This is a genomic window from Streptomyces sp. NPDC044984 (genome assembly GCF_040646935.1).
In the GTDB taxonomy this organism is placed as follows: Bacteria; Actinomycetota; Actinomycetes; order Streptomycetales; family Streptomycetaceae; genus Streptomyces.
Genome location: NZ_JBEZBE010000015.1, coordinates 64,251 through 90,169 on the forward strand (window position 1 = coordinate 64,251; position 25,919 = coordinate 90,169).

The window sequence follows — 25,919 nt, forward strand, 5'->3', positions numbered from 1 at the left end:
CAGCGCCTCGGACGCCTTGGCGTACCCCTCCTCGAAGGCCTCCCGGTCGCCCGGCGCGATCCGGTAGCGGACGTACTCGACGGTCGTGACCGTGCTGAGCGCCTCCCCCTGTCGTCAGGTCTGCGGAGGCCACCCCGCCCGGTTCGACGCGGCCTGTCAGGAGATTCCCGACAAGGCTCCGCCCGGCTCAGGACATGCCGCGCCCCTGGCGCATGCGCAGGGCCACGAAGGCGAGGCCGAAGCCGAGTCCGATGAGCACCAGACCGCTGCCGAGCGGCAGGATGCGCAGGACGGGCTCGGTGGAGGCGACCGCGTTCGGCTCCGCCGCCCGCGAGGTGGCGGAGGGCTCCGGGACCGCCGCCTGTGACGCCGGTGTCCGCGGGACGGTGTCGCCCCCGTCGGGTGCCCGGGACGCGTCGTCGCCGTTCCCCGGGCGTGGTACGCCGGCCGCGTCCGGCCGCCCGCTCATGTCCTCGGCGCGCCCCGGCTTCCGCGGTACGGCACCGGCGTCCCCGTCGTCCGCGCCGTCCCGGTCACCGTGCCCACGCTCCCGCTCCCGCTTCCGCTCTCGCTCCCGAGACTCCTCCTCGATCACCCCGTGCCGCCCCGGCCGGTCCCGGCCCTCACCGGGCCGGTTCCCGGCCCGCGACGGCTCCCCGGAGGGCGACGAGGAGGGGAAGGACGAGGGGGACGCCGGGGACGGGGACGAGGGGGCGGCCCCGTACGCCGCCCCCGTGCCGAGGGGCGCCGGGACAGGGCCGTGCGGCATCACCGCCGCCCCCGTGACCAGAACAACCGTCGCCCCCACTACACGCAGCCATGGAGTCATGACCGTGACCTCCCGCGCCGGCCGGTGCTCGGTCACACCGTCGGCAAGATGGGCCGGATGGACGCCCAACAGCCTCGCATCACCGGATGCTCCCGGCATTCCGGATACGTCCGTCAGGTGGACCCCGCCGATGAGCCCCGCTTCCGGGGGCACCGCCGAAGCGGTACCCGGCCGTGCGCGACAATGGCGGCATGGAGATGCCGAGGAACGAACGGTCGCCGGAGAATCCGCAGATCCTGGTCGTCGGCCAGGACGGCATGGCGCTCGGCGCCGGCAGCGGGGACGAGGACTCCCGCGAGACCCCGCTCACGGAACAGGTGGAGCAGCCGGCGAAGGTCATGCGGATCGGCAGCATGATCAAGCAGCTGCTGGAGGAAGTGCGCGCGGCTCCCCTGGACGAGGCCAGCCGGGTCCGCCTCAAGGAGATCCACGCCAGTTCGGTGAAGGAACTGGAGGACGGCCTGGCCCCGGAGCTGGTCGAGGAGCTGGAGCGGCTCTCCCTGCCCTTCACGGAGGAGACCACCCCGAGCGACGCCGAGCTGCGGATCGCGCAGGCCCAGCTGGTGGGCTGGCTGGAGGGCCTGTTCCACGGCATCCAGACCACGCTCTTCGCCCAGCAGATGGCCGCGCGCGCCCAGCTGGAGCAGATGCGCCGTGCCCTCCCGCCCGGCGCCGGCGACGGCTCGGAGGACTTGCACATGGGCGGCCGCTCGGGCGGCCCGTACCTGTAACCGCCCCACCGTCCCTGCCCGAACGACGAGAACGACACGGACGAACCGGACGACAAGAACGACCCGGACGGAAACGGAGGGGCCCGGCATCGGATGCCGGGCCCCTCCGCCGTGTCGCGTACGGCCGGGGATCAGGACGGAGGGTTGCCCGTCGAGACCTTGAGCGTGATCTGCGGCATGTCCTCGGGGTCGACGTCCGTGCCCGCCGGCGGGAACTGGTCCCGGACGGATCCCTCGCCGTAGGTGTTCTCGTCCACGTCGAGAATCTTGATGTCGCCCCAGCCGGCGGCCTGGAAGCACTCCTTGACCGACCCGATGTACTTGAACTTGAAGTTCGGCAGCCGGACCTTGTCGGGGTCGTTGTACGACTCCTGCGGCTCCTCGCACTCCTCCTTGTCGATCACCTTCGACGTGTCGGGCCCGCGGTAGCCCTCCGCCTTGGTCGCCGACGCCGAGGCCGAAGCGCCGCCGCCACCGCCGCCGGCCTGCGGGTCCTCCTCGCCGCCGTTCATCATCAGCGCCGCGATCAGACCGCCGACGGCGACGAGCGAGACGACGACCGCCCCGATGACCACCGGCTTGTTCCGGCTGCCGCCCGAGCCGCCCGAGCCGGACGTCTGGGGCGTGATGTCGTACGGCGGCGGGGTCTGCGGCCCCGGCTGCGGAGCGTACGGCGACGGGGTGGGCGCCTGGTAGCCGCCCTGCTGCGGATAGCCGTACGCGGGGGACGACGCCGGAGTGCCGTAGGGGTTGGGCGTCGGCTGGTAGGGCGTCTGCACGTTGCCCGTGGGCGCCGGGGTCGCCTGGTCGACCGGCGGGAACACCGCGGAACCGACGCCCGCGCCGCTCTGCGCCTGCGCACCGGGGACGATGCTCGGCGGGGCCGCATGGAAGGACTGCGCCACCCGCAGGCACTCCCCGCGCATGGACTCCGCGCTGGGGAAGCGCTCGTTCGGATTCTTCTTCAGCGCGCGGGTGATCAGCGCGTCCACGGCCGGCGGCAGCGAACGGTTGATCGAGGACGCGACCGGCGGCTCCTCCTGCACGTGCGCGTACGCGATGGCCAGCGGCGAGTCCGCGTCGAACGGCAGTCGCCCGGTGACCAGCTGGAACAGCATGATGCCGACCGAGTACAGGTCGGAGCGGGCGTCCACGCCCCGGCCGAGCGCCTGCTCCGGGGAGAGGTACTGCGGGGTGCCGACGACCATGCCGGTCTGCGTCATCGACGTCACGCCGGACTGCATGGCGCGGGCGATGCCGAAGTCCATGACCTTGACCACGCCGCGCTTGGTCATCATCACGTTGCCCGGCTTGATGTCGCGGTGGACCAGCCCCATCTCGTGGCTGATCTCCAGCGCCGCCAGGACGTCCGCGGTGATCTTCAGCGCCTTGTCGGCGGGCATCGCGCCCTGCTGACGCACGTCCTCGTCGAGCACGGAGCCCAGCGGGCGGCCCTCGACGTACTCCATGACGATGTACGGCGTCGTCATGCCGTCCACGTCGTCCTCGCCGGTGTCGAAGACCGAGACGATGTTGGTGTGCGTGAGCTTCGCCACGGACTGCGCCTCGCGGCGGAAACGCTCGCGGAAGGCCTGCTCCCGGCCCAGTTCCGTGTGCAACGTCTTGATCGCGACCTGGCGGTCGAGCACGCTGTCGTAGGCGAGGTGGACCGAGGCCATGCCGCCCTGGCCGAGCAGGTCCCGCAGTTGGTAACGTCCGCCGGCGAGCGCCCGCCCCGCGTTGTGGCCCTGTGCGCCGTGCTGGCTCATGTTCCGCGTCCCCCGTAGCCTCTCCGGCGCCGCCGTCGGTGGCCGAACCGTGGTAGATCCCATGCGCTATTCCCGGCCAAGTCTGCCCCAGGCCACTGACACGTCAAGCGCGGTGCCCGTTCCGTGACCGTACGCGAAGGAAGCGTCGCGGAAGCGTTACAGCGGTCGTACTACCGGTACACGGAATTTGCACGACAGTACGGAGTACGGGTTTCATGGCCGGTCCGTCTCGTGCCGGTCCTGGCAGCCCGTCCCGGACCGGGGGCACACGCTGAGGCTGTAGCGTGGCCGACGAAGACCGTAACAACACCGCGCGCACCGCGGGCAGAAACGACGGCGAGGACTGATGGCACAGCAGCAGCGCGCTCAGGGCCCGTCCGACCCCGAGGCGACTGGCGGCGGCATCTCGGACGCGCCGGACAACTGGGGCAACGGCGGGCTCGTCGGCGACGGCCGGTACCGGCTGACCCACAGGCTCGGCCGGGGCGGCATGGCCGAGGTGTTCGCCGCCGAGGACGTACGTCTCGGCCGCACGGTCGCCGTCAAGCTGCTGCGCGCCGACCTCGCCGAGGACCCGGTGTCCAAGGCGCGCTTCACGCGCGAGGCGCAGTCGGTGGCCGGTCTCAACCACCACGCCATCGTCGCCGTCTACGACTCCGGCGAGGACGTCGTCGGGGGCCAGTCGGTCCCGTACATCGTGATGGAGATCGTCGAGGGCCGCACCATCCGCGACCTGCTGATGAACGCCGAGGCCCCGGGCCCCGAGCAGGCGCTGATCATCGTCTCCGGTGTCCTGGAGGCGCTCGCCTACTCGCACCAGCACGGCATCGTGCACCGCGACATCAAGCCGGCCAACGTCATCATCACCCACAACGGTGCGGTGAAGGTGATGGACTTCGGCATCGCCCGCGCGCTGCACGGCGCGTCCACGACGATGACCCAGACCGGCATGGTCATGGGCACCCCGCAGTACCTCTCCCCGGAGCAGGCGCTCGGCAAGGCCGTCGACTACCGGTCCGACCTGTACGCCACCGGCTGCCTGCTGTACGAACTGCTGGCGCTGCGGCCTCCCTTCACCGGTGAGACGCCGCTGTCGGTGGTCTACCAGCACGTCCAGGACATCCCGACGCCCCCGTCGGAGGCCTCGGACGCCTGCCCGCCGGAGCTGGACGGGCTGGTCATGCGCTCCCTCGCCAAGGAGCCCGACGACCGTTTCCAGACGGCCGAGGAGATGCGCGGGCTGATCCAGTACGCGCTGCAGATGCTCTACGAGCAGGGCGGTCACACCGGCACCTGGAACACCGGCCCGGTGGAGACGCACGAGGGCCCGCGCACCCCGGCGGCCGGCTTCGCGGGCACGACCGCGATGCCGCACCCGGACGTCTCCGGTACGGCGGCGATCCCGCAGCCGATCCTGCCCACCGGGTACGGCAGCGGGGACGACGGCGGTTTCGAGGGCCACGGCAACCAGGGCAGCGGCCGCGGCAAGCTGTGGGTCCTCGCGGTGCTCGCGGTGATCGCCGTCGCGGCGGGTGTGGCGCTGGCGCTGAACAACACCGGGGGCGGGGACGGGGGCAAGACCGACCCGTCGCCGTCCGTGACGCGGACCACCGAGGACGAGAAGTCCAGCGAGAGCCCGAGCGACGAGGCCACCGAGGAGACGACCGACCCGGGCACGGAGACCGAGACCGACCCGGGTACGGGATCCGGCGGGAACTGGGACCAGCCGTACACGCCGACCCAGGAGCCGACGTACACGGAGACGGAGCCCGAGGAGCCGACCGACCCGCCGACGTCCACGCAGCCGACCCAGTCGGGCGGTACCGAGAACGGCGGCACGGACGCGGGCGGCACCGACGCGGGCGGCACCGACGCGGGCGGTACGGACGCGGGCGGTACGGACGCGGGCGGTACGGACGCGGGCGGTACGGACGCGGGCGGCGAGAACGCCGGTACGGGCAGCCTCGAAGGCGTGACCGGCTGACTCCCGGCCGCACCGGTCGCTCCGGTCGCATCCCTGCTCATCCCGCGCGGTGTACCACTCCCGGACACGAAACTCGACCCTTCCCGTGCCCGGGGTGGCCGGGATAACGTGCCGTTGCTCCGGCCTCCTGCGAGGCTGTGACCAGCGCGCCTTCGGGACCTTCCCCGATTTACTTGGAAATCCAAGCAAAATCGCAGGTCAGAGGGGTTTCACAGAGATGTGGAGCACTGGGTAACGTGCCTCTTGCAGGGCGCTCGCCGGGGCACCTGTCACGCCTGTTCCCGGTCGAGCGGCACCCACCCCGTGCCCGGTGGTCGAGAACAGGTGAGCCGCACTGGCCTACCGGCAACCCCGGGGGCCGGACCGACGGAGGAGCACACGTGACCGTGGAGAGCACTGCCGCGCGCACACCGCGACGCAGCGCCGGAACGAAGGCCGGCACCACCGGCACCAAGCGCACCACCAGCACCACCAAGAAGGCCGCAGGCGCCACCAAGAAGGCCGCCGGTGCCGGGAAGGGCGCCGAGCCCGCCCTCGTCCAGCTGCTGACGCCCGAGGGCGAGCGCGTCAAGAACGCCGAGTTCGACCGGTACGTCGCCGACGTCACCGCCGACGACCTGCGCGGCCTGTACCGCGACATGGTGCTCACCCGCCGCTTCGACGCCGAGGCCACCTCCCTGCAGCGGCAGGGCGAGCTGGGCCTGTGGGCCTCGCTGCTCGGCCAGGAGGCGGCGCAGATCGGCTCCGGCCGGGCGCTGCGCGACGACGACTACGTCTTCCCCACCTACCGCGAGCACGGCGTCGCGTGGTGCCGCGGGGTGGACCCGACCAACCTGCTCGGCATGTTCCGCGGTGTGAACAACGGCGGCTGGGACCCCAACGGCAACAACTTCCACCTGTACACGATCGTCATCGGCTCGCAGGCCCTGCACGCCACGGGCTACGCGATGGGCGTCACCAAGGACGGCGCGGACAGCGCGGTCATCGCCTACTTCGGCGACGGCGCGTCCAGCCAGGGCGACGTGGCCGAGGCCTTCACCTTCTCCGCGGTCTACAACGCCCCGGTGGTGTTCTTCTGCCAGAACAACCAGTGGGCGATCTCCGAGCCGACCGAGAAGCAGTCCCGGGTGCCGCTGTACCAGCGCGCGCAGGGCTTCGGCTTCCCGGGCGTCCGCGTGGACGGCAACGACGTGCTGGCGAACCTGGCCGTCACCAAGTGGGCCCTGGAGCGGGCGCGCGCCGGTGAGGGCCCGACGCTGGTCGAGGCGTTCACGTACCGCATGGGCGCGCACACCACCTCCGACGACCCGACCCGCTACCGGGGCGACGAGGAGCGCCTGGCCTGGGAGGCCAAGGACCCGATCCTCCGTCTCCGCCGCTACCTCGAAGCCTCAAACCACGCGGACGAGGGATTCTTCGCGGAACTGGAGACCGAGAGCGAGGCGTTGGGCAAACGAGTGCGCGAAGCGGTCCGTGCCATGCCGGACCCGGACCACTTCGCCATCTTCGAGAACGTGTACGCGGACGGACACGCGCTCGTGGACGAGGAGCGTGCGCAGTTCGCCGCGTACCAGGCGTCGTTCGCGGACGAGGACGGGGGCAAGTGACATGGCGGAGACCGTGACATCCAAGAACATGGCCCTGGCCAAGGCGATCAACGAGTCGCTGCGGCACGCCCTGGACACGGACCCTAAGGTCCTCGTCATGGGCGAGGACGTCGGCAAGCTCGGCGGCGTGTTCCGGGTGACGGACGGGCTGCAGAAGGACTTCGGCGAGAGCCGCGTCATCGACACCCCGCTCGCCGAGTCGGGCATCGTCGGTACGGCGATCGGCCTGGCCCTGCGCGGCTACCGGCCGGTGGTGGAGATCCAGTTCGACGGCTTCGTCTTCCCGGCGTACGACCAGATCGTCACGCAGCTCGCGAAGATGCACGCCCGCTCGCTGGGCAAGGTCAAGCTCCCCGTCGTCGTGCGCATCCCCTACGGCGGCGGCATCGGCGCGGTGGAACACCACTCCGAGTCCCCGGAGTCGCTGTTCGCGCACGTGGCGGGCCTGAAGGTGGTCTCCCCGTCGAACGCGTCGGACGCGTACTGGATGATGCAGCAGGCCATCCAGAGCGACGACCCGGTGATCTTCTTCGAGCCCAAGCGGCGCTACTGGGACAAGGCCGAGGTCGACACCGAGGCGATCCCGGGCCCGCTGCACGCCGCGCGCGTGGTGCGCGAGGGCACGGACCTCACCCTCGCGGCGTACGGCCCGATGGTGAAGCTCTGCCAGGAGGTCGCCGGTGCGGCGGCCGAGGAGGGCCGCTCCCTGGAGGTGCTGGACCTGCGCTCGGTCTCCCCGATCGACTTCGACTCGATCCAGGCGTCGGTGGAGAAGACGCGCCGCCTGGTCGTCGTCCACGAGGCACCGGTGTTCTTCGGCTCCGGCGCGGAGATCGCCGCGCGGATCACGGAGCGCTGCTTCTACCACCTGGAGGCCCCGGTGCTGCGGGTGGGCGGCTACCACGCCCCGTACCCGCCGGCCCGCCTGGAGGAGTCCTACCTCCCGGACCTGGACCGGGTGCTGGACGCCGTCGACCGCTCGCTGGCGTACTGAGGGAGAGGGTCGTGACGACGATGACAAACGCGTCCGTACGTGAGTTCAAGATGCCGGACGTGGGCGAGGGCCTCACCGAGGCCGAGATCCTCAAGTGGTACGTCCAGCCGGGTGACACGGTCACCGACGGCCAGGTGGTCTGCGAGGTCGAGACGGCGAAGGCGGCCGTCGAACTGCCCATCCCCTACGACGGTGTGGTCCGCGCGCTGCACTTCCCCGAGGGCACCACGGTCGACGTGGGCACGTCCATCATCGCGGTGGACGTCGCGGGCGGCGCGGCGCCGGAGGCACAGGAGGAGGCGCCTGCCCCCGCCGAGGAGCCCGCGGAACCCGATGAGAAGCCGGCGGCCCGCCAGCCCGTCCTGGTCGGTTACGGGGTGGCGACGTCCTCGACGCGCCGCCGCCCCCGCAAGCAGGCGGCCCCGGACACCGCGGTCCGGCAGGCGGCGGCAGCGGTCCAGCAGGAGCTGAACGGGCACGCGGCGGCCCCGGCCCCCGTGGCGGGCGGCGCCCGCCCCTTGGCCAAGCCCCCGGTGCGCAAGCTGGCGAAGGACCTGGGCGTCGACCTGACGACGGTCACCCCGACCGGCCCGGACGGCATCATCACCCGCGAGGACGTCCACGCGGCGGTGGCGGCGGTCCAGGCCCCGCAGGAGCAGCCCGCCCCCGTGTCCGCACCTGCCCAGGAGGCTCCGGCCGCCCCGGTGTCGTACGACACCGCCCGTGAGACCCGCGTCCCCGTCAAGGGGGTCCGCAAGGCCACGGCGGCGGCGATGGTCGGCTCGGCGTTCACGGCGCCGCACGTCACGGAGTTCGTGACGGTGGACGTGACGCGCACGATGAAGCTGGTCGAGGAGCTCAAGCAGGACAAGGAGTTCACGGGCCTGCGCGTGAACCCCCTGCTGCTGATCGCCAAGGCCCTGCTGGTCGCGATCAGGCGCAACCCGGAGATCAACGCCTCCTGGGACGAGGCGGCCCAGGAGATCGTGGTCAAGCACTACGTCAACCTGGGCATCGCGGCGGCCACCCCGCGCGGGCTGATCGTCCCGAACATCAAGGACGCCCACGCCAAGACGCTGCCGCAGCTGGCCGAGTCCCTGGGTGAACTGGTGTCCACGGCGCGCGAGGGCAGGACCTCGCCGTCCGCGATGCAGGCGGGCACGGTCACGATCACCAACGTCGGCGTCTTCGGCGTCGACACGGGCACGCCGATCCTCAACCCCGGCGAGTCCGCGATCCTCGCGGTCGGCGCGATCAAGCTCCAGCCGTGGGTCCACAAGGGCAAGGTGAAACCCCGTCAGGTCACCACCCTGGCGCTCTCCTTCGACCACCGCCTGGTCGACGGCGAGCTGGGCTCCAAGGTCCTGGCCGACGTGGCGGCGGTCCTGGAACAGCCGAAGCGGCTGATCAGTTGGGCGTGAGGCCCGCGAACCGCTAGGTTCGACACGGGAGGGGCGCCGCAACTTCGGATTGCGACGCCCCTCCTGCTGTGCGGGTCCGCTCAGACCTGATGGAGCACGTACACCGGAGCCCCGTCCTCGGCCCCGCCCTGCGAGCGGATGCAGGCGTGCTTGCGCAGCAGCCGGAGGCAGTCGTTGACGCGCCGCACGGAGAGCCCGGTGCGGGCGGCGATCGACTCCAGCGGCTCGCGCAGCTCACCCTGCTCGACGAGCACCGGAGCGATCACCACGGCCACCGCCCACACGTCCTCGGTCACGGACAGCCGCTGCCGCCAGTCGGCCAGTACCGACTCGGTGGTGGGCCGCGCGGTGAGGAGGGTTAGGGCCGTGGGCGTCCGGCGTTCGAGGACGAGGGTGTCGAACTGGTCCGCGACGCGTTCCAGCGCCCGGACCATGGCCTGCTGCACGGCGAGGGTGGCCTGTCGGGTGACCAGCAGCTCCCTCTGCATGGCCACCATCTCCTTCTGCAAAGCGATCGATTCGCGCTGCCCGTCGGCCAACTTCTCGTCCAGTTGGAGGTTGTGCGCCTCCAGCCGGACGATGGCCTCGGCGACCTGCTCCGGCATGGCGTAGGCGATGGGGGCGCCGGGTTCGGCGGACTGCACCTCGGCCTCGTCGAGAGAGTAGGAACCTTCGCGCTGAACGGTCTCGATCACTTCGGCGACCCACTGCTTGAAGGGGGCGCAGGACGGTTTGGTGCAGGCGTTGACGAGGAGGATGAGACCTTGGAGAGAGATGACTTGCAAGTCTCGACGCCACTCCCTACCTGCGGGAACGCTGAGACCGTAACCTCCAGTTACGGTCTCGAGAATCTCTCGGTGCTCGTCCGGGACATGGTCTGCGAGCGCCTTCCGGGAGTTGGTGTGGCCGAGTTCCTTGCAGACGTCCACCGCCGGGAACCAGTGCGTCCCGTCCGGCATCGTCAGCCTCCGCACCCGGGCGCCGGTCGCCGCGTAGACGAAGTCGCTGACGTCGATCGCCTGGTGCTGCTCGGCAGGGTTCTGCCGTTTGCCGGGTTCGTTCACGTGAATCACCTCCGCTGCGGAACGTAGAGCGGGGCGGAACGCATATGCCAGCCGGTTCGGTGATGTTCACGACTGCGAGCGAAGGTGACCGGAACGGCTGTGCCGACCGGCGGAAATGTGTATGGCGGATCTCGGAGCGTGGCATGCGGAAGGGGCCCACCGGTATCGGTGAGCCCCTGCGTGCGTGTGTTCGCGTGGGTCAGATCTTGCCGAAGCCGTAGCCCAGGAGCTTCTTGGCGTCCTTCTCGCGCTGGGTGGCGGAGGAGGAGGCGAGGACCGTGCCGATGACCGTCTTGCCGTTGCGGGTCGCGGCGAAGACCAGGCAGTACTTGGCCTCCGGGCCCGAGCCGGTCTTCACGCCGATCGTGCCGCTGTAGCTGCTGAGCAGCGTGTTGGTGTTGGTCCACGGCGCCATCGTGCGGGTGCTGCCCGTCTTGGTCTTCGTCTTCGCCGTGTACTTCTTCGTCTTCACGATCGAGCGGAACGTGGAGCTCTTCATCGCGCTGCTCGCGATCTTCGTCAGATCGCGCGGCGTCGAGTAGTTGCTGCCCTTCCCGATGCCGTCGAAGGAGTCGAAGTGGGTGTTCTTCAGGCCCAGCTTCTTCGCCTCGGAGTTCATCTTGCCGATGAACGACTTCACGCGGGCCGAACGCGTCGTGCCCGAACCGAACTTGTCCGCCAGCGCGTACGCCGCGTCGCAGCCGGACGGCAGCATCAGCCCGTACAGCAGCTGGCGCACGGTGACCTTGTCGCCGACGATCAGCCGCGCCGACGAGGCGTTGTTCTTCACGATGTAGTCGCTGTACGCCATCTGGATCGTGACCTTGGCGTCCAGGTTCAGGTTCTTCTGCGCGAGCACGACCTTCGCGGTCATGATCTTCGTCGTCGAGCCGGTCGAGCGGCGCGTGTCCGCCGCCTTCGTGTACAGCGACTTGCCGTTCGCGTTGTTCATCACGTAGCCGCCCTTGGCGACGATCGTGGGTGCGGCGGCGGCCTGCGCGGGCGCCGCGTGGAGGGCACCGGAGGCGAGCACGGCGCCGGTGGTCACGGCGACGCCGACGGCTCTGCGGATGCGGATGCCCTGAATGTCGATCTTCAAGTCGAATACCCCGATTACCTGGAATGGCCCTGCCTTGCGGCCGAGTTGAGGTGCGGCCCATGAGGGAGCCGCTCCTGTCTGACTCGCGGCGCATGCGGATGGTTGTGCGTGAATCGGGGTCACTTCCGACTTTCCCGAGTCCGCATCGTGGATGGATTCTTCCATGCGTGCGTGTTGTATCTATCCTGTCCGCATGAGCATGGCCGCCGTGAAGCAACCACCCGCCACCGACCGCGTCTACACCCACGTCAAGCAGGGCGTCCTGGAACGCCGTTACGAGGGCGGGACGCTGCTCACCGAAGGCGAGCTGGCCGAGGCCGTGGGGGTCTCGCGGACCCCCGTGCGCGAGGCGCTGCTGCGGCTGGAGGCCGAGGGGCTGATCAAGCTCTACCCGAAGAAGGGCGCCCTCGTCCTGCCCGTCTCCGCGCAGGAGATCGCCGACGTCGTCGAGACCCGGCTGCTCGTCGAGGAGCACGCCGCCAGGAAGGCCGTACCCGCGCCGCCCGGACTCATCGAGCGCCTCGAGGAGCTGCTCGCCCGGCAGAAGGAGCAGGCCGCCGCCGGTGACTTCGCCGCGGCGTCCGTCACCGACCGGTGCTTCCACGCCGAGATCGTCCGCAGCGGCGGCAACGAGATCCTCTCCCGCCTCTACGACCAGCTCCGCGACCGCCAGCTGCGGATGGGCGTCGCCGTGATGCACTCCCACCCCGACCGGATCGCCAAGACCCTCGCCGAGCACGGGGAGATCCTTCAGGCGCTGCGCTCCGGCGACGCGGAGGCGGCCGTCGGGGTCGTCCACCGGCACGTCGGCTGGTTCTCCCACCTGGCCCGGGGTGAGGTGCGGTGAGCGGCGCGCGCACGGGTCCGGGCACGCTGCCCGGGAACCCTCCCCCGGAGGGGGCACCCCCGGGCGGGCGGCGCGCCCTCGCCGTGTGGGGGATCGGCGTCTCGGTCTACTTCGTCGCCGTCATCTTCCGCACGTCGCTGGGCGTGGCCGGCCTCGACGCCGCCGACCGCTTCGACGTGGGCGCCTCCGCCCTGTCCACCTTCTCCATCCTCCAGCTGCTGGTCTACGCGGGCATGCAGATACCCGTCGGGCTGCTGGTCGACCGGCTCGGCACCAAGAAGGTGCTGGGCATCGGAATCGTGCTGTTCACGGCCGGGCAGCTGGGCTTCGCGTTCTCACCGTCGTACGGCACGGCGCTCGCCTCGCGGGCGCTGCTCGGCTGCGGCGACGCGATGACGTTCATCAGCGTGCTGCGGCTGGGCACCCGGTGGTTCCCGGCCCGGCGCGGGCCGCTGATCGCGCAGATGGCGGGGCTGGTCGGCATGGCGGGCAACCTCGTCTCCACGCTGGTCCTGTCCCGGCTGCTGCACGGCATCGGCTGGACGGCGGCGTTCGCGGGCAGCGCGCTCGCCGGTGCCGTGGTGTTCGTGCTGCTCCTGTTCTTCCTCAAGGACCACCCCGAGGGTCACGAGCCGGAGCCGGTCCCGCACCAGGGCGCCGCCTACGTACGCCGTCAGATCGCCGCCTCCTGGCGGGAGCCGGGGACGCGGCTCGGGCTGTGGGTGCACTTCACCACCCAGTTCCCGGCGATGATGTTCCTGCTGCTGTGGGGCATGCCGTTCCTGGTGGAGGCGCAGGGGCTGTCCCGGGCGACCGCCGGTGAGCTGCTCACCCTCGTCGTGCTGTCCAACATGGTCTTCGGGCTCGTGTACGGCCAGATCATCGCCCGGCACCACGGGGCGCGGCTGCCGCTGGCGCTGGGGACGGTGGGAGCGACGGCAGTGGTGTGGGCGGCCACACTGGTCCATCCGGCGGACACGGCGCCGATGTGGCTGCTGGTGGTGTTGTGCGCGGTGCTGGGGGCCTGTGGGCCGGCGTCGATGATCGGGTTCGACTTCGCGCGGCCGGCGAATCCGGCCGAGCGGCAGGGGACGGCGTCGGGGATCACGAACATGGGGGGCTTCGTGGCTTCCATGACGACGTTGTTCGCGGTCGGGGTGCTGCTGGACGCGACGGGGGACGACTACGCCGTCGCCTTCTCGTCCGTGTTCGTGCTGCAGGTGTTGGGTGTCACCCAGATCCTGCGGCTGCGGAGGCGGGCGGCTCGGGCGGAGCGGGAGCGGACGGTCGCGAGCCGGGTGAGTTCGGTGCACGTGCCTGTGTAGGCGCCCGGTGTTGTTGCCGGGCGGGGTGGGTCGCGCGGCCGGCGCTTGCCGGGTGCCGTCGCGCCCACCCGTGCCGCCCTGCGGCACGATTGCCCGCGACTACTACGGGGTGACCGCGAAGTACCTCAGGATCGCCGCCGCCAGGTCCTGGTCGCCCTCCGTCTTCACCCGGTCCGCCACCGCTTCCGCCGTCACCCGGCCGCAGGCCAGGCGGACGTAGGTCTCCCAGTCGAGGGCGAGGGAGGCGGCCGGGCCGAGGGCCGGGGCCGTTTCCAGGGTGCCCCGGCCCTGGATGTCGACGCGGATCGTGCGCAGGAACTCCACCGGACCGTGGACGTCGATGACCACGGCCGAGCTGCGCGGCGCCTGCGCGAGCTCGGCGACCACGCGCGGCAGCTCGGCGAGCAGCACGTCACGGGCGACGTGCGCGCCGGGGGAGTCGAGGTTGCCGGGGCGGCCGAGGGCCGTGCGCAGGTCCTGCTCGTGCGCCCACACGGCGAAGGCGTGCCGGCGCATGGACTCCTCCAGCGTCAGCTCCGTGCCGAGCGGGCCGCGCACGGTGGTGCCGGGCTCGCGGTTCTCGTTCCGCAGCTGGCGGTTGCGGCGGATGATCATGAGCTCCAGCTCGGAGGTCATCTCCGGCGCCGTGTGGTGGCGGCGCACGTCGACCTGCATCTCCATGTACCGCTGGTGGTCGTTGGTGACGTGGAACAGGTCGCGCGGCAGCGTGTGGATGGGGCGGGGGTCGCCGTACATCTCGGAGTCCAGGCCGATGACGTGCGAGACGACGTCGCGGACCGACCAGCCCGGGCACGGCGTCCGCCGGTTCCAGTCGGCCTCCGGGAGCGGCTGCACCAGCTCGGATATCGCCTCGATGGAGTGGGTCCAGGCGTCGGCGTAGGGCTGGAGGGTGGGATGCAGGCTCACGGAAACGGGACCCCTCGGCGGTCGGTACACGGGCAGGTTGTGGCGGCGGTGCCAGTGGGCGGTGGCTGCACTCGGCGGGTGTCTCGGGACGCTAAGTTACGCTGCTGTGAGGCACCCCGGCAGTGCTTTCGTGTGACGATCGTAGGCCCGTGTGCGCGGGCCGAACGCCAGGACGGTGGTAGTGTGCGCGCTTCCTTGCTCCAAGTCGCCGTGAACGAGGACGAATCGACCGAATCGCGTCGGCTCCGGGTCGCCGGGATGGTACGGGATCAGGCCGGGGCCGATCTCGTCGTGCTTCCGGAACTGTGGACCACGGGCGCGTTCGCGTACGAGGGGTTCGCCGACGAGGCGGAACCGCTCGAAGGGCCGACCTTCGAGGCGATGGCCAAGGCCGCGAGTGACGCGGGCGTGTGGCTGCACGCGGGATCGATCCCGGAACGGGACCCCGACGGCACCCTCTACAACACCTCCCTCGTCCTCTCCCCCTCCGGTGACCTGGCCGCCGCCTACCGCAAGATCCACCGCTTCGGCTTCGACAAGGGCGAGGCCGTGCTGATGGGGGCGGGCGACGCACTGGTGACCGTCCGTCTGCCGCACACCGTCGTCGGTGTGGCGACCTGCTACGACCTCCGTTTCCCCGAACTCTTCCGCGGCCTCGTCGACGCCGGCGCCGAGACCCTCGTCGTCCCGGCGGGCTGGCCGGAGCGCCGCCGGTCCCACTGGACGCTCCTGGCCCGGGCGCGGGCGGTGGAGAACCAGGCGTTCGTCCTCGCGTGTGGAACGGCCGGGACGCACGCGGGGGTTCCGCAGGCGGGTCACTCGATCGTGGTCGATCCCTGGGGCGAGGTCCTGGCGGAGGCGGGCCCCGGCGAGGAGGTCCTCACGGTCGACTTCGACCCCACGACGGTGGCGGGCACCCGCGAACGCTTCCCGGCCCTCAAGGACCGCGTCCTGGGCCTGGACCGCCCCCGCCGCTGATCCGGGCGGCCCCTACTCCTCCCGCTCCTTCTCCGCCAGGTGGATCACGCACACCGCCACCGCGATCAGCAGCGCCGGGTCCGCGTCCTCGCGCACGACGTCGACGGCGTAGGTGTCCCGTACGGTCAGCAGGCGCCGGGAGATCACGGCGAGCAGTTCGCCGTCGTACTCGACGGCGAACTCCCGGTCCAGGATCCGGCCGCTGACGTCCAGCTCGGTGCCGCCGTCCGCCAGCGCCGCCCGGTAGTGGTTGCGCAGCAGCGACAGCCGTTTGCGCCGGACCGTCGCCAGCGGCTCCCCGCCGCGCTCGATCACCATCGTGTCCCGCAGGGCGAGCATCTTCTCCCGGATGTCGATGAGGACGTGTCCCTCGGCGTCCTTCAGCTCGAAGGTGTCCCGCAGCCGCATCGCCTTGCCGTCGACGAGGAAGACCTTGTTGCCGCGGTCGTCCTCGATCCAGTAGTCGTCCCCGATCCCGAGGATCCGGTCCCGCACAAGGAATCTCATGGCACGAGGGCTTCCCCGCCGAGCGTCCCGAAACGCCGCCGGTAGGCCGACGGGCTGAGTCCCGTCCCGCGCCGCAGCCGCGCCCGCAGGTTCGCCGCCGTCCCCAGACCGCTGCGCGCGGCCACCACGTCCAGCCGCTGCTCCCCCCGCTCGATGAGCCGGCACGCCAGCGCCACGCGCTCACCGGTCAGCCACGCGAGCGGTGTCGTGCCGAGCTGCGCGCGGAACCGCCGGTGCAGGGTGGCCGGGCTCACCGCCGCGCGGGACGCGAGGTCCGCCACCGTCAGCGGCTCGTCCAGGTGCTCCTGCGCCCAGGCCAGCAGCGGGCCCAGCGACTCGTCCGGCACCGGAGGGACCGGACGCTCCACGAACTGCCGCTGCCCGCCGTCCCGGTGCGCGGCGAACACCAGGCGCCGGGAGACCGCGTTGGCGACCTCGGCACCGTGGTCCCGGCGCCACAGGTGCAGTCCCAGGTCCAGCGCGGCGGAGCTGCCCGCGGCGGTGAGGACGTCCCCGTCGTCCACGAACAGCACGTCCGGCTCCAGCAGCACCTTCGGGTGCAGCTCCCGGAAGGAGTCCACCCACATCCAGTGCGTCGTGGCGCGGCGCCCGTCGAGCAGGCCCGCCTCGGCGAGGGCGAAGGTGCCGGTGCAGAAGCTGACGACACGGGCGCCCCGCGCGTGGGTGCGCCGGATCGCGTCGAGGACCGCCTCCCCGCGCGGTACGACGTTGTCCGGCCGCCCGGGCACGACGAGGGTGTCCGCCTCGTCCACGGCGTCCAGCCCCGCCACGCCGGTCATCGTGAAGAACCGATGGTTCATGGGCACTTCGGGCGTGGGGGTGCACAGGGCCACCCGGTACGGCGCGCACGGCATGCCCAGTTCGGGCCGGGGCAGCCCGAACAGCTCGGTGGCCACGCCGACCTCGAACGGGTTGGTGCCCTCGTCGACGATCACGGCGACGCGGTGGGTGCGCGGGGGCTGAGAGGATCCTTGCGGCATGCGCGATTTCTAGCACTGGCCCGGTGCCGGCGCATCACCGACGCTGACGGCATGGCACAGGAACCCATCTCCCTCGACCGGGCCCTCGACTCCTTCGCGGAGCAGTGGAGCCCCCGCATCGTCACCGCCGTCAACGACTACGACGTACGCGTCGCCAAGGTGGAGGGCGAGCACGTCTGGCACGCGCACGACCACACCGACGAGTTCTTCCTCGTCCTCGACGGCGAACTGCGCATCGCCCTGCGCGAGCCGTCCGGCGAGCGCACGGTCGTCCTCCCGAAGGGCTCCGTGTTCACGGTCCCCCGCGGCGTCGAGCACAAGCCCCACGCCCCCGTGCCCACCGCGATCCTCCTCTTCGAGCCCACCGGCACCGTCACCACCGGCGACCGCCACGACGAGGTCCCGGCCCACGTGGACACGACGACGGGGCACGCGCTCGGCTGACGGCCGGAGGACTGCTCGGCCGCACCACGACGGCGCAGCGGGGAAGAGCGAGAGAAGAAGGGCGCGGGAACTCCTCTCCCGCGCCCTTCGGTGTGGCGGATGTCCGGTCAGACCCCGTACCCGTCGCTGTAGCCGTCGCGGGTGTGGTGCGGGCGGGTGTCGTCGACGACCGGGGTGGCGGGGGGCACCACGACCCGCCTGCGCCGGGCGATGCTGCTGAAGGTCGCGACGCCGATCAGACCGACGATCATGAAGATGACGCCGACCAGGTCAAGGTTGACACCCTGCATGTCCCAGTCGGTCGCGAACGTGAGGATTGCTCCCACGGCGATGAGGATGATGCATCCGCCGAGGCCCATGAGTGTCGCCTCCCTGTCCGGTGTTTCCGGTGCGGACCGGGTACCCGGGCGGGCGCCACCCATGCGCCGTACGGCAGTTGACTAGCCGTCGAGGAACGCGACGAGGGCGTTCGCCAGCAGGAACGGGTCCTTCGCGCCGCACAGTTCGCGGGCGCTGTGCATCGACAGGATCGCCACGCCGATGTCGACGGTCCGGATGCCGTGCCGGGCCGCGGTGATCGGGCCGATGGTGGTGCCGCACGGCATCGCGTTGTTGGACACGAAGGACTGGAAGGGGACGTCCGCCTTCTCGCAGGCCGCCGCGAAGACCGCCCGACCGGAACCGTCCGTGGCGTACCGGTTGTTGACGTTCACCTTGAGGAGGGGGCCGCCGTCGACGCGCGGGTGGTGCGTCGGGTCGTGCCGCTCCGCGTAGTTGGGGTGGACGGCGTGACCGGTGTCGGAGGAGAGGCAGACGGTGCCGGCGAAGGCACGCGCCCGGTCCTCGTACGAGCCTCCGCGCGCGAACACCGAACGCTCCAGGACGCCGCCGAGCAGCGGGCCGTCCGCGCCGGTGTCGGACTGGGAGCCGTTCTCCTCGTGGTCGAAGGCGGCGAGGACGGGGATGTGGGAGAGGGCGGAGCCCCGGCCCGCCACGGCGGCGAGCGCGGCCGTGCCGGCGTGCACGGAGAGCAGGTTGTCCATGCGCGGACCGGCCACCAGCTCGCGGTCGCGGCCCAGGTAGGCGGGCGGCTCGACGGAGTGCACCATCAGGTCCCAGCCGGTGACCTCGCCGGACGGGATCCCGGCGGTCTCCGCCAGGAAGGCGATCAGGTCGCCGTCGCGCACGTCGTCGCCCATGCCCCACACCGGCTGCATGTGCCGCTGCTTGTCGAGCTTGAGGCCGTCGGTGTTGACCGAGCGGTCCAGGTGGACGGCGAGCTGGGGGACCCGCAGCAGGGGACGGTCGACGTCGACCAGGCGGGTGGAGCCGTCGCGCAGGGTCAGCCGGCCGGCCAGGCCCAGGTCGCGGTCGAGCCAGGAGTTGAGCAGCGGTCCGCCGTAGATCTCCACGGCCACCTGGCGCCAGCCGTGCGCCCCGCTGTCGGGCCGGGGCTTCACGCGCAGGTTGGGGGAGTCGGTGTGGGCGCCGACGATCCGGAAGGGGGTGTGCGCGTCCGCGCCCTCGGGGACGTACCAGGCGATGATCGCGCCGCCGCGCAGTACATACTTGCCGCCCGACGACCCGTCCCAGGCGTCCGTCTCCGCGACCTGCCGGAAGCCCGCCTTCTCCAGCCGCTCGGCGGCGTTCGCCACGGCGTGGTACGGCGTGGGACTCGCCGCCAGGAAGGACATCAGGTCGTCGGTGTGGCCGCGGTCGAAGCGGGAGGGTGCGCTCATGGGTTCACCTTAACGAGCGGGAGGGCCCGCTTCCCGGTACGGGAGCGGGCCCTCGGGCGGGGTCCGGCTGGATCTCGTGGGGTCTGTCCCGGGAGGTCCGGGAGGGTCCCGGGAGGTCCCGGAAGGGGCTAGAACGCCGCCTCGTCCAGGTCCATCAGGTCCAGCTCGACGCCCTCGGCGACCTTGCGGGCCAGGGTGACGCCGGGCAGGACGTCGGCCGCGAAGAACTTCGCCGCGGCGATCTTGCCGGTGTAGAAGGCCTTGTCCTTGGCGGAGGCCGTCGGGAGCTTCTCGGCGGCGACCGCCGCGCCCTTGAGGAGCAGGTAGCCGACGATCACGTCACCGGAGGCCATCAGCAGGCGGGTGGTGTTCAGGCCCACCTTGTAGATGTTCCTGACGTCCTGCTCGGTGGCCGCGAGGTCGGTGAGCATCAGGCCGACGATGGCCTCCAGCTCGACGGCCGCCCTGGCCAGGTGCTCGCGGGCCGTGCCGAGCTCCTCGCCGCCCTCGCCGAGCGCCAGGAACTTCTTGATGTCCTCGGCGAGCGAGTTCAGCGCCGCGCCCTGGTTGCGGACGATCTTCCGGAAGAAGAAGTCCTGGCCCTGGATCGCGGTGGTGCCCTCGTAGAGGGTGTCGATCTTGGAGTCCCGGATGTACTGCTCGATCGGGTACTCCTGCAGGAAGCCGGAGCCGCCGAAGGTCTGCAGCGACTGGGCGAGCTGCTCGTAGCCCTTCTCGGAGCCGTAGCCCTTGACGATCGGCAGCAGCAGGTCGTTGAGGGCGTGCTCGGACTTCGCGTCCTCGCCCGCCGCCTCCTTCACCGCGATCGCGTCCTGCACCGACGCCGTGTACAGCACCAGGGCGCGCATGCCCTCCGCGTACGCCTTCTGCGTCATCAGCGAGCGGCGCACGTCGGGGTGGTGGGTGATGGTGACCTTGGGCGCGCTCTTGTCCATGAAGTTCGCCAGGTCGGGGCCCTGGACGCGCTCCTTGGCGTACTCCAGCGCGTTGAGGTAGCCCGTCGACAGCGTGGAGATCGCCTTCGTGCCGACCATCATGCGGGCGAACTCGATGATGCGGAACATCTGGCGGATGCCGTCGTGCTTGTCGCCGATCAGCCAGCCCTTGGCGGGGTGCCGGTCGCCGAAGGTCATCTCGCAGGTGTTGGAGGCCTTCAGGCCCATCTTGTGCTCGACGTTGGTGGCGTAGACGCCGTTGCGCTCGCCCAGCTCACCGGTCTCGACGTCGAAGAGGTACTTCGGGACGAGGAAGAGGGACAGGCCCTTGGTGCCGGGTCCGGCGCCCTCGGGACGGGCCAGCACGTAGTGGAGGATGTTCTCCGACATGTCGTGCTCACCGGAGGTGATGAACCGCTTCACGCCCTCGATGTGCCAGGAGCCGTCCTCCTGCTGCACCGCCTTGGTGCGCCCCGCGCCCACGTCCGAGCCGGCGTCCGGCTCGGTGAGGACCATGGTGGAGCCCCACTGCTTCTCGACGGCGATCCGCGCGATCCTCTTCTGCGTCTCGTTGCCCTCGTCGTGCAGGATCCCGGCGAAGGCCGGGCCGGAGGAGTACATCCACACGGCCGGGTTGGCGCCCAGGATCAGCTCCGCGTACGCCCAGATCAGCGACGGGGGAGCCGTCGTGCCGCCGATGCCCTCGGGCAGGCCCAGGCGCCAGTACTCGGAGTCCATGAAGGCCTGGTAGCTCTTCTTGAAGGACGCCGGGACCGGCGCGGTGCTGGTCTCGGGGTCGAACACCGGCGGGTTGCGGTCGGCGTCCGTGAAGGACTCGGCCAGCTCGTTCTCCGCGAGCCGGGTCAGCTCGTCGAGGATGCTCCTCGCGGTGTCGACGTCCATCTCGTCGAACGGACCCGTGCCGTACAGCTTGTCGCGCCCGAGTACTTCGAAGAGGTTGAACTCGATGTCGCGGAGATTCGACTTGTAGTGCCCCATGGCGACGGCTCCGTTAGAGAGGTATCGGCGAGGCACTGACTCCTCGCAACTGATTCACGTGATTCACGTACCGGCAAGTAGCTCCGATGATGCTACCCGTCGGTAATAAGAAGCAACCCCGATCCGGACATCTGTGACCCAGCCCTCCCGTCGGATCAGTAGTCTGTGCGGCATGTACGGCTACGACCAGAGCGCAGGGGCACAGCAGGGTTACGTCCCGCCGCAGCAGCAGATGCAGGGCGGGTACGGGCAGCAGGCGCCGCTGTATCCGGAGCCGTCCGCGCCCTCGCTCGCCGACGCGGTGCGCGCGTTCACCACCGGGCAGATGGCGGCCGAGGACTTCCAGCAGGTCTTCGCCACCTCCAAGGTCTACTGCCCGCGCGGCGACAACCCCGGATTCCTCGCCCTGCACAACACCCAGCAGCCGGTGATCCCGATGTTCACCTCCCTCAAGGAGCTGCGGCGGTACGCGGGCAAGGAGTCCAAGTACTTCGTGATCACCGGCGCCGAGGTGATCGACCTGCTGCCCACGGGGTACGGCTTCGTGCTCGACATGGAGGGCGAGCACCGGATGGTGTTCGACGCGAAGGCCGTGGAGCAGATGGTCGAGTTCGCGATGCGCCGTATGTACGGCTGAAGCCATGGCTGCGCGGGCGGCCGACCCGCGCCGCTCCTGATGCCGGGCCCGGAGGGAATTCCCTCCGGGTTTTCTCTGTTCCGGGTGGCAAGAAGTTCAACGCTCAACTAAAGTGGGCGTACCCGAGGAGGTACCGACATGCCTGCAGTGACCGTCGAGAACCCGTTGACGCTGCCCCGCGTGACCGCGCCCGCCGACGCCGTGGCACGTCCCGTGCTCACCGTCACGACCGCGCCGAGCGGTTTCGAGGGCGAGGGCTTCCCGGTGCGCCGGGCGTTCGCCGGGATCAACTACCGCCATCTCGACCCGTTCATCATGATGGACCAGATGGGTGAGGTGGAGTACGCGCCGGGGGAGCCGAAGGGGACGCCCTGGCACCCGCACCGCGGCTTCGAGACCGTCACCTACATCATCGACGGGATCTTCGACCACCAGGACTCCAACGGCGGTGGCGGCACCATCACCAACGGCGACACCCAGTGGATGACAGCCGGAAGCGGTCTGCTTCACATCGAGGCGCCGCCGGAGCAGCTCGTCATGTCCGGCGGACTCTTCCACGGGCTCCAGCTGTGGGTGAACCTGCCCGCCAAGGACAAGATGATGGCCCCGCGCTACCAGGACATCCGCAGCGGCTCCGTCCAGCTGCTCACCTCCCCCGACGGCGGCGCGCTGCTGCGCGTCATCGCCGGTGAGCTGGACGGCCACGAGGGTCCCGGCATCACGCACACGCCGATCACGATGGTGCACGCGACGCTGGCGCCGGGTGCGGAGATCACCCTGCCGTGGCGGGAGGACTTCAACGGTCTGGCGTACGTCATGGCCGGGCGCGGGTCGGTCGGTGCCGAGCGGCGTCCGGTCCACCTGGGCCAGACCGCGGTCTTCGGCGCGGGTTCCTCGCTGACCGTCCGCGCGGACGAGAAGCAGGACTCGCACACCCCGGACCTGGAGGTCGTGCTGCTGGGCGGCAAGCCGATCCGTGAGCCGATGGCCCACTACGGCCCGTTCGTGATGAACACCCGCGACGAGCTCCAGCAGGCCTTCGAGGACTTCCAGAAGGGCCGGCTCGGAACGATCCCGGCCGTGCACGGCATGTCCGAGGACGGACCGGCGGTCGGCAACGACGGCGCCTGAAGACTGCCCGCATCCGGCAGTGATCCCGGCCGCGCACGGACACGATGATGTCCGTACGCGGCCGGGTCACGGGTGAGGGGGCAGGACACCGATGGGTGAGCGCCGGATACGGAAGATGCTGCGGCAGATGGAGAGCGGGGAGCCCGTACGGGTCACCAGCGCCGTGGCGACCACGACGAAGCTCGCCCGGTGCGCCGCCATGGCCCAGAAGTTCGGATACGAGTACGCGGATGTACGGCAGGGCGGTGGGCCCCAGGGCAACCAGTACGTCGTCCTGATCGTGCCCGACCCCGCCCCCGAGGCCCGCGCGCGGGCCGCGCGGAACCGGGCGCGCTATCCGAGGGCCGCCGACGGCGGCGAGCTGCCGCGCCTCGCACCGGATGCGGTCGAGCTCCTCAAGGCCCGCATCACCTTCGACATCACCACCATGTACACCGACAGGCAGCTGATCCTGCTCACGGGTTTCTGCGCCGTTCCGCTCGCCCTGACCATCGGCTTCGCGTTCGGCACGGGCGCCGTGGCCGTGGTCCTCGCCGGTGTCGTCTGGGCCGCGGTGATGGCCCTCCTGCCGGTCGGATTCGCCGCCAACCGACGGTTCAGGGCCAGGTGCGCCGCCCTCCTGCGGGCCGCCGGCTTCACGCCGGTCACCGACCCGAACGGCCGGCTGCGGTACCTGCCGCCGGGCGGCCGGATTCCCGGGCACGGGAATCCCTTCGCCGGCTGAGCCACCGGCCCGGGCCGTTCAGCGGGGACCGGACCCCTCGGTCTCGTACAGCTCGAACCAGATGCTCTTGCCCGTGCCGCGCGGGGCGATGCCCCAGGCGTGGGAGAGGAGTTCGATCAGGACCAGGCCGCGTCCGGAGGACGCCAGCTCGCCCGGTCTGCGCAGGTGCGGCAGGTCGTCGCCGGAGTCGGTGACCTCGACGCGCATCCGGCGGCCGTCCCGCCCGTCGGTGACCTCGGCGAGCAGCAGGGCGTCGGTGTCGGTGTGCACGAGGACGTTGGTGAGCATCTCCGACAGCAGCAGCACCGCCGAGTCCACCTGGTCCGGCGAGGACCAGTCGTGCAGCAGCTCGCGCAGTTGCTGCCGGGCCACCGAGACGCGCTCGGGCTCGGCCTGCGCCACCGTCAGCATCGTGCGGCGCACGGGAGGCCGCACCGTGTCCGTCTCCGCGCCGCAGCCGCACCCCTCGCCCTGCCGGCACAGCAGCATCATGGCGATGTCGTCCTCGCGGCGGTCGGCGAGCGGGCCGGTGGTGTGGTGCGAGGAGGGGCCGTGCACCGCCTGGACCAGGGCGTCGGCCAGTTCCTCCTGGGTGCCCTTGTGCTCCTCCAGGAGGGTGCGCAGCCGCTGCCAGCCGGTCTCCAGGTCGTGGCCGCCGGTCTCGATCAGCCCGTCCGTGCAGACCAGCAGCGTTTCGCCGGCCTCCAGGACGAACCGGGTGGTCGGATAGTCGGCGTTCGGATCGATGCCCAGCGGCAGTCCGCCCGCCGTCGGCCGGGCCAGCACCGTTCCGTCGGCCATGCGGATCACCGGTTCCGGATGCCCGGCGCGGGCGGCCTCCAGCACTCCGCTCACCGGGTCGACCTCGACGTACAGGCAGGTCGCGAAGCGCAGCTCGGTGGGGTCCGTCTCGCCGATCCCGTGCAGGAAGCGGGAGGCGCGGGACAGCACGGCGTCGGGGCGGTGCCCCTCCGAGGCGTACGCCCGCAGGGCTATCCGCAGCTGGCCCATCAGCCCCGCGGCCCGCACGTCATGGCCCTGGACGTCCCCGATGACCAGCGCGAACCGTTCGCAGGGCAGCGGGATCACGTCGTACCAGTCGCCGCCGACCTGGAGGCCGCCGCCGGTGGGGACGTAGCGGGCGGTGATGCTCATGCCCGGGATGCTCGGGCCGAGCTTCGGCAGCATCGTGCGCTGCAGGCCCTCGCTCAGCGCCCGCTCGCTCTCGGCGGTGCCCGCGCGGGACAGCGCCTGTGCCAGCATCCGGGCGACCGTGGTCAGCACGGAACGCTCGTCGGGGGTGAACGCGACCGGGTAGGCGAAGGCCGCCAGCCAGGCGCCCATCGTGCGGCCGGACGCGGTCAGTGGCAGGAACGCCCAGGACTGCCGTCCGAAGCGCTGGGCGAGCGGCCAGGTGAGCGGGTAGCGGGCCTTGTACTCCTCCGGGGAGGAGAGGTAGACCGCGCGGCCCGTGCGCACCACCTCGGCGGCCGGGTAGTCCGTGTCCAGCGGCATGTAGGTGAACGGGTGGTCGGAACCGGGCTCGTGCCCGTGGTGGCCGATGATCGTGAGCCGGTCGCCCTCCACGCCGAACACGGCCAGTCCGTCCGGTGAGAAGCCCGGCATCGACAGGTTGGCCGCGACCCGCAGCACCTCCTGGGTCGACCTCGCCTCCGCCAGCGCCCGGCCCGCGTCCAGCAGGAACGCCTCCCGGGAGCGCCGCCAGTCGCCGGTGACCGCGCTGCGCCCGGCGGGCGTGCCCGGCGCGGGCTCGGCGACCTCCTGGAGGCTGCCGGTCAGGACGTACGCCTTGCGGGCACGGTCGAAGGAGGGCTTGGAGCGGCTGCGCACCACCCGGACGACTCGGTTCTGGTCGTCCATGATCCGGATCCGTACCTCGGCGAGAGTGCCCTCGGCGACGGCGAGCTGGACCACTCCGGTGATCTCGTTCCAGTCGACGGGGTGCAGCCGGGCGCGGATCTGGGCCTCCGTGAGGGTGATCTGTTCCGCGGGCAGCCCGAGCAGCCGTGCCGTCACGGCGTCGACCGTGACCAGCCCGGCCGCGGTGTCCCAGTGCCACAGGCCGGTGTCGAGGGCGGCGAGGACGTCCCCCAGGGCGGGCAGGGGGTCACCAGTACGCATTGGACCACTTTATGAAGATGGTGTCGAAAACTGCCACTGCGTCCCGCCGGTAATGACGGAGAAG

23 protein-coding genes are annotated in these 25,919 nt (G+C 71.1%); 12 read left to right on the forward strand and 11 right to left on the reverse strand.

The annotated features are described in order from the left end of the window. Positions 1-187 precede the first annotated feature (187 nt). A complete protein-coding gene (locus tag AB0A94_RS18160) occupies positions 188-829 on the reverse strand; it encodes a hypothetical protein (protein ID WP_361745390.1) in 642 nt (213 codons plus the stop codon). Between the two features lie 191 nt (positions 830-1,020). Here AB0A94_RS18160 and AB0A94_RS18165 point away from each other — a divergent pair, with 191 nt between their 5' ends. Then, positions 1,021-1,560 carry a bacterial proteasome activator family protein gene (locus AB0A94_RS18165; protein ID WP_361745392.1) on the forward strand — a complete coding sequence of 180 codons (540 nt, stop codon included), beginning with the start codon at positions 1,021-1,023 and terminating at the stop codon, positions 1,558-1,560. A 131-nt stretch (positions 1,561-1,691) separates the two neighbouring features. Here AB0A94_RS18165 and AB0A94_RS18170 read toward each other — a convergent pair whose 3' ends face one another. Next, complete coding sequence (locus tag AB0A94_RS18170) at positions 1,692-3,329, reverse strand: protein kinase (protein WP_361745394.1); 1,638 nt, start codon at positions 3,327-3,329, stop codon at positions 1,692-1,694. A gap of 346 nt (positions 3,330-3,675) precedes the next feature. On the opposite strand from AB0A94_RS18170, the gene AB0A94_RS18175 reads away from it, so the two are divergent. The 4 genes from AB0A94_RS18175 (at position 3,676) to AB0A94_RS18190 (ending at position 9,335) form a co-directional block, all read left to right on the forward strand. Beyond that, complete coding sequence (locus AB0A94_RS18175) at positions 3,676-5,313, forward strand: protein kinase (protein ID WP_361745395.1); 1,638 nt, start codon at positions 3,676-3,678, stop codon at positions 5,311-5,313. A 380-nt stretch (positions 5,314-5,693) separates the two neighbouring features. Beyond that, on the forward strand, positions 5,694-6,920 hold the full coding sequence (gene pdhA, locus AB0A94_RS18180) for a pyruvate dehydrogenase (acetyl-transferring) E1 component subunit alpha (protein WP_361745397.1): 1,227 nt from the start codon (positions 5,694-5,696) through the stop codon (positions 6,918-6,920). 1 nt (position 6,921) lies between these two features. Continuing rightward, the gene (locus tag AB0A94_RS18185) at positions 6,922-7,914 is read left to right on the forward strand and encodes an alpha-ketoacid dehydrogenase subunit beta (protein WP_361745399.1); all 993 of its coding nucleotides are present in this window, start codon (positions 6,922-6,924) and stop codon (positions 7,912-7,914) included. Positions 7,915-7,925: 11 nt separating this feature from the next. Beyond that, positions 7,926-9,335, forward strand: coding sequence for a dihydrolipoamide acetyltransferase family protein (locus tag AB0A94_RS18190; RefSeq protein WP_361745401.1), 1,410 nt, complete (start codon positions 7,926-7,928; stop codon positions 9,333-9,335). An 80-nt stretch (positions 9,336-9,415) separates the two neighbouring features. Here the strand turns inward: AB0A94_RS18190 and AB0A94_RS18195 are convergent, their stop codons facing one another. Both AB0A94_RS18195 and AB0A94_RS18200 read right to left on the reverse strand, forming a co-directional pair. After that, entirely contained in the window at positions 9,416-10,399 is a 984-nt protein-coding gene (locus AB0A94_RS18195) for a BRO family protein (RefSeq protein ID WP_361745403.1), read from the reverse strand. 199 nt (positions 10,400-10,598) lie between these two features. Then, complete coding sequence (locus AB0A94_RS18200) at positions 10,599-11,498, reverse strand: D-alanyl-D-alanine carboxypeptidase (protein ID WP_361745404.1); 900 nt, start codon at positions 11,496-11,498, stop codon at positions 10,599-10,601. Positions 11,499-11,691: 193 nt separating this feature from the next. Between AB0A94_RS18200 and AB0A94_RS18205 the strand changes: the two genes are divergently transcribed. Together AB0A94_RS18205 and AB0A94_RS18210 are read left to right on the forward strand one after the other, a co-directional pair. Then, complete coding sequence (locus AB0A94_RS18205; RefSeq protein WP_361745406.1) at positions 11,692-12,345, forward strand: GntR family transcriptional regulator; 654 nt, start codon at positions 11,692-11,694, stop codon at positions 12,343-12,345. A gap of 26 nt (positions 12,346-12,371) precedes the next feature. Continuing rightward, positions 12,372-13,670: an MFS transporter gene (locus tag AB0A94_RS18210; RefSeq protein ID WP_361745568.1), complete on the forward strand. Its 1,299-nt coding sequence runs from the start codon at positions 12,372-12,374 to the stop codon at positions 13,668-13,670. Between the two features lie 102 nt (positions 13,671-13,772). On the opposite strand, the gene AB0A94_RS18215 is transcribed toward AB0A94_RS18210, so the two are convergent. Next, a complete protein-coding gene (locus AB0A94_RS18215; RefSeq protein WP_361745408.1) occupies positions 13,773-14,597 on the reverse strand; it encodes a maleylpyruvate isomerase family mycothiol-dependent enzyme in 825 nt (274 codons plus the stop codon). A gap of 183 nt (positions 14,598-14,780) precedes the next feature. Between AB0A94_RS18215 and AB0A94_RS18220 the strand changes: the two genes are divergently transcribed. After that, positions 14,781-15,575 carry a carbon-nitrogen family hydrolase gene (locus AB0A94_RS18220; RefSeq protein ID WP_361745410.1) on the forward strand — a complete coding sequence of 265 codons (795 nt, stop codon included), beginning with the start codon at positions 14,781-14,783 and terminating at the stop codon, positions 15,573-15,575. Between the two features lie 12 nt (positions 15,576-15,587). On the opposite strand, the gene AB0A94_RS18225 is transcribed toward AB0A94_RS18220, so the two are convergent. Together AB0A94_RS18225 and AB0A94_RS18230 are read right to left on the reverse strand one after the other, a co-directional pair. Further along, positions 15,588-16,082 carry an LURP-one-related family protein gene (locus AB0A94_RS18225; protein WP_361745412.1) on the reverse strand — a complete coding sequence of 165 codons (495 nt, stop codon included), beginning with the start codon at positions 16,080-16,082 and terminating at the stop codon, positions 15,588-15,590. Continuing rightward, positions 16,079-17,083, reverse strand: coding sequence for a helix-turn-helix domain-containing protein (locus tag AB0A94_RS18230; RefSeq protein ID WP_361745414.1), 1,005 nt, complete (start codon positions 17,081-17,083; stop codon positions 16,079-16,081). Before AB0A94_RS18230 ends, AB0A94_RS18225 begins: the two co-directional genes overlap by 4 nt. A gap of 51 nt (positions 17,084-17,134) precedes the next feature. Here AB0A94_RS18230 and AB0A94_RS18235 point away from each other — a divergent pair, with 51 nt between their 5' ends. Beyond that, positions 17,135-17,527, forward strand: coding sequence for a cupin domain-containing protein (locus AB0A94_RS18235; protein ID WP_361745416.1), 393 nt, complete (start codon positions 17,135-17,137; stop codon positions 17,525-17,527). A 107-nt stretch (positions 17,528-17,634) separates the two neighbouring features. On the opposite strand, the gene AB0A94_RS18240 is transcribed toward AB0A94_RS18235, so the two are convergent. The 3 genes from AB0A94_RS18240 to AB0A94_RS18250 all read right to left on the reverse strand — a co-directional run bounded on the left by AB0A94_RS18240 (position 17,635) and on the right by AB0A94_RS18250 (position 21,221). Further along, positions 17,635-17,886 carry a DUF6458 family protein gene (locus AB0A94_RS18240; protein WP_361745418.1) on the reverse strand — a complete coding sequence of 84 codons (252 nt, stop codon included), beginning with the start codon at positions 17,884-17,886 and terminating at the stop codon, positions 17,635-17,637. A gap of 81 nt (positions 17,887-17,967) precedes the next feature. After that, a complete protein-coding gene (locus AB0A94_RS18245) occupies positions 17,968-19,266 on the reverse strand; it encodes a M18 family aminopeptidase (RefSeq protein WP_361745420.1) in 1,299 nt (432 codons plus the stop codon). 128 nt (positions 19,267-19,394) lie between these two features. Beyond that, positions 19,395-21,221, reverse strand: a complete 1,827-nt coding sequence (locus tag AB0A94_RS18250; protein ID WP_361745422.1) for an acyl-CoA dehydrogenase — start codon at positions 21,219-21,221, stop codon at positions 19,395-19,397. 172 nt (positions 21,222-21,393) lie between these two features. Between AB0A94_RS18250 and AB0A94_RS18255 the strand changes: the two genes are divergently transcribed. From AB0A94_RS18255 to AB0A94_RS18265, 3 genes are all read left to right on the forward strand, one after another. Beyond that, positions 21,394-21,858, forward strand: coding sequence for an SseB family protein (locus AB0A94_RS18255; protein ID WP_030856883.1), 465 nt, complete (start codon positions 21,394-21,396; stop codon positions 21,856-21,858). A gap of 138 nt (positions 21,859-21,996) precedes the next feature. Continuing rightward, a complete protein-coding gene (locus tag AB0A94_RS18260; protein WP_361745424.1) occupies positions 21,997-22,989 on the forward strand; it encodes a pirin family protein in 993 nt (330 codons plus the stop codon). A gap of 91 nt (positions 22,990-23,080) precedes the next feature. Then, positions 23,081-23,713: a hypothetical protein gene (locus tag AB0A94_RS18265; protein WP_361745426.1), complete on the forward strand. Its 633-nt coding sequence runs from the start codon at positions 23,081-23,083 to the stop codon at positions 23,711-23,713. A gap of 18 nt (positions 23,714-23,731) precedes the next feature. On the opposite strand, the gene AB0A94_RS18270 is transcribed toward AB0A94_RS18265, so the two are convergent. After that, positions 23,732-25,855: a SpoIIE family protein phosphatase gene (locus AB0A94_RS18270; RefSeq protein WP_361745428.1), complete on the reverse strand. Its 2,124-nt coding sequence runs from the start codon at positions 25,853-25,855 to the stop codon at positions 23,732-23,734. Positions 25,856-25,919: the final 64 nt, after the last annotated feature.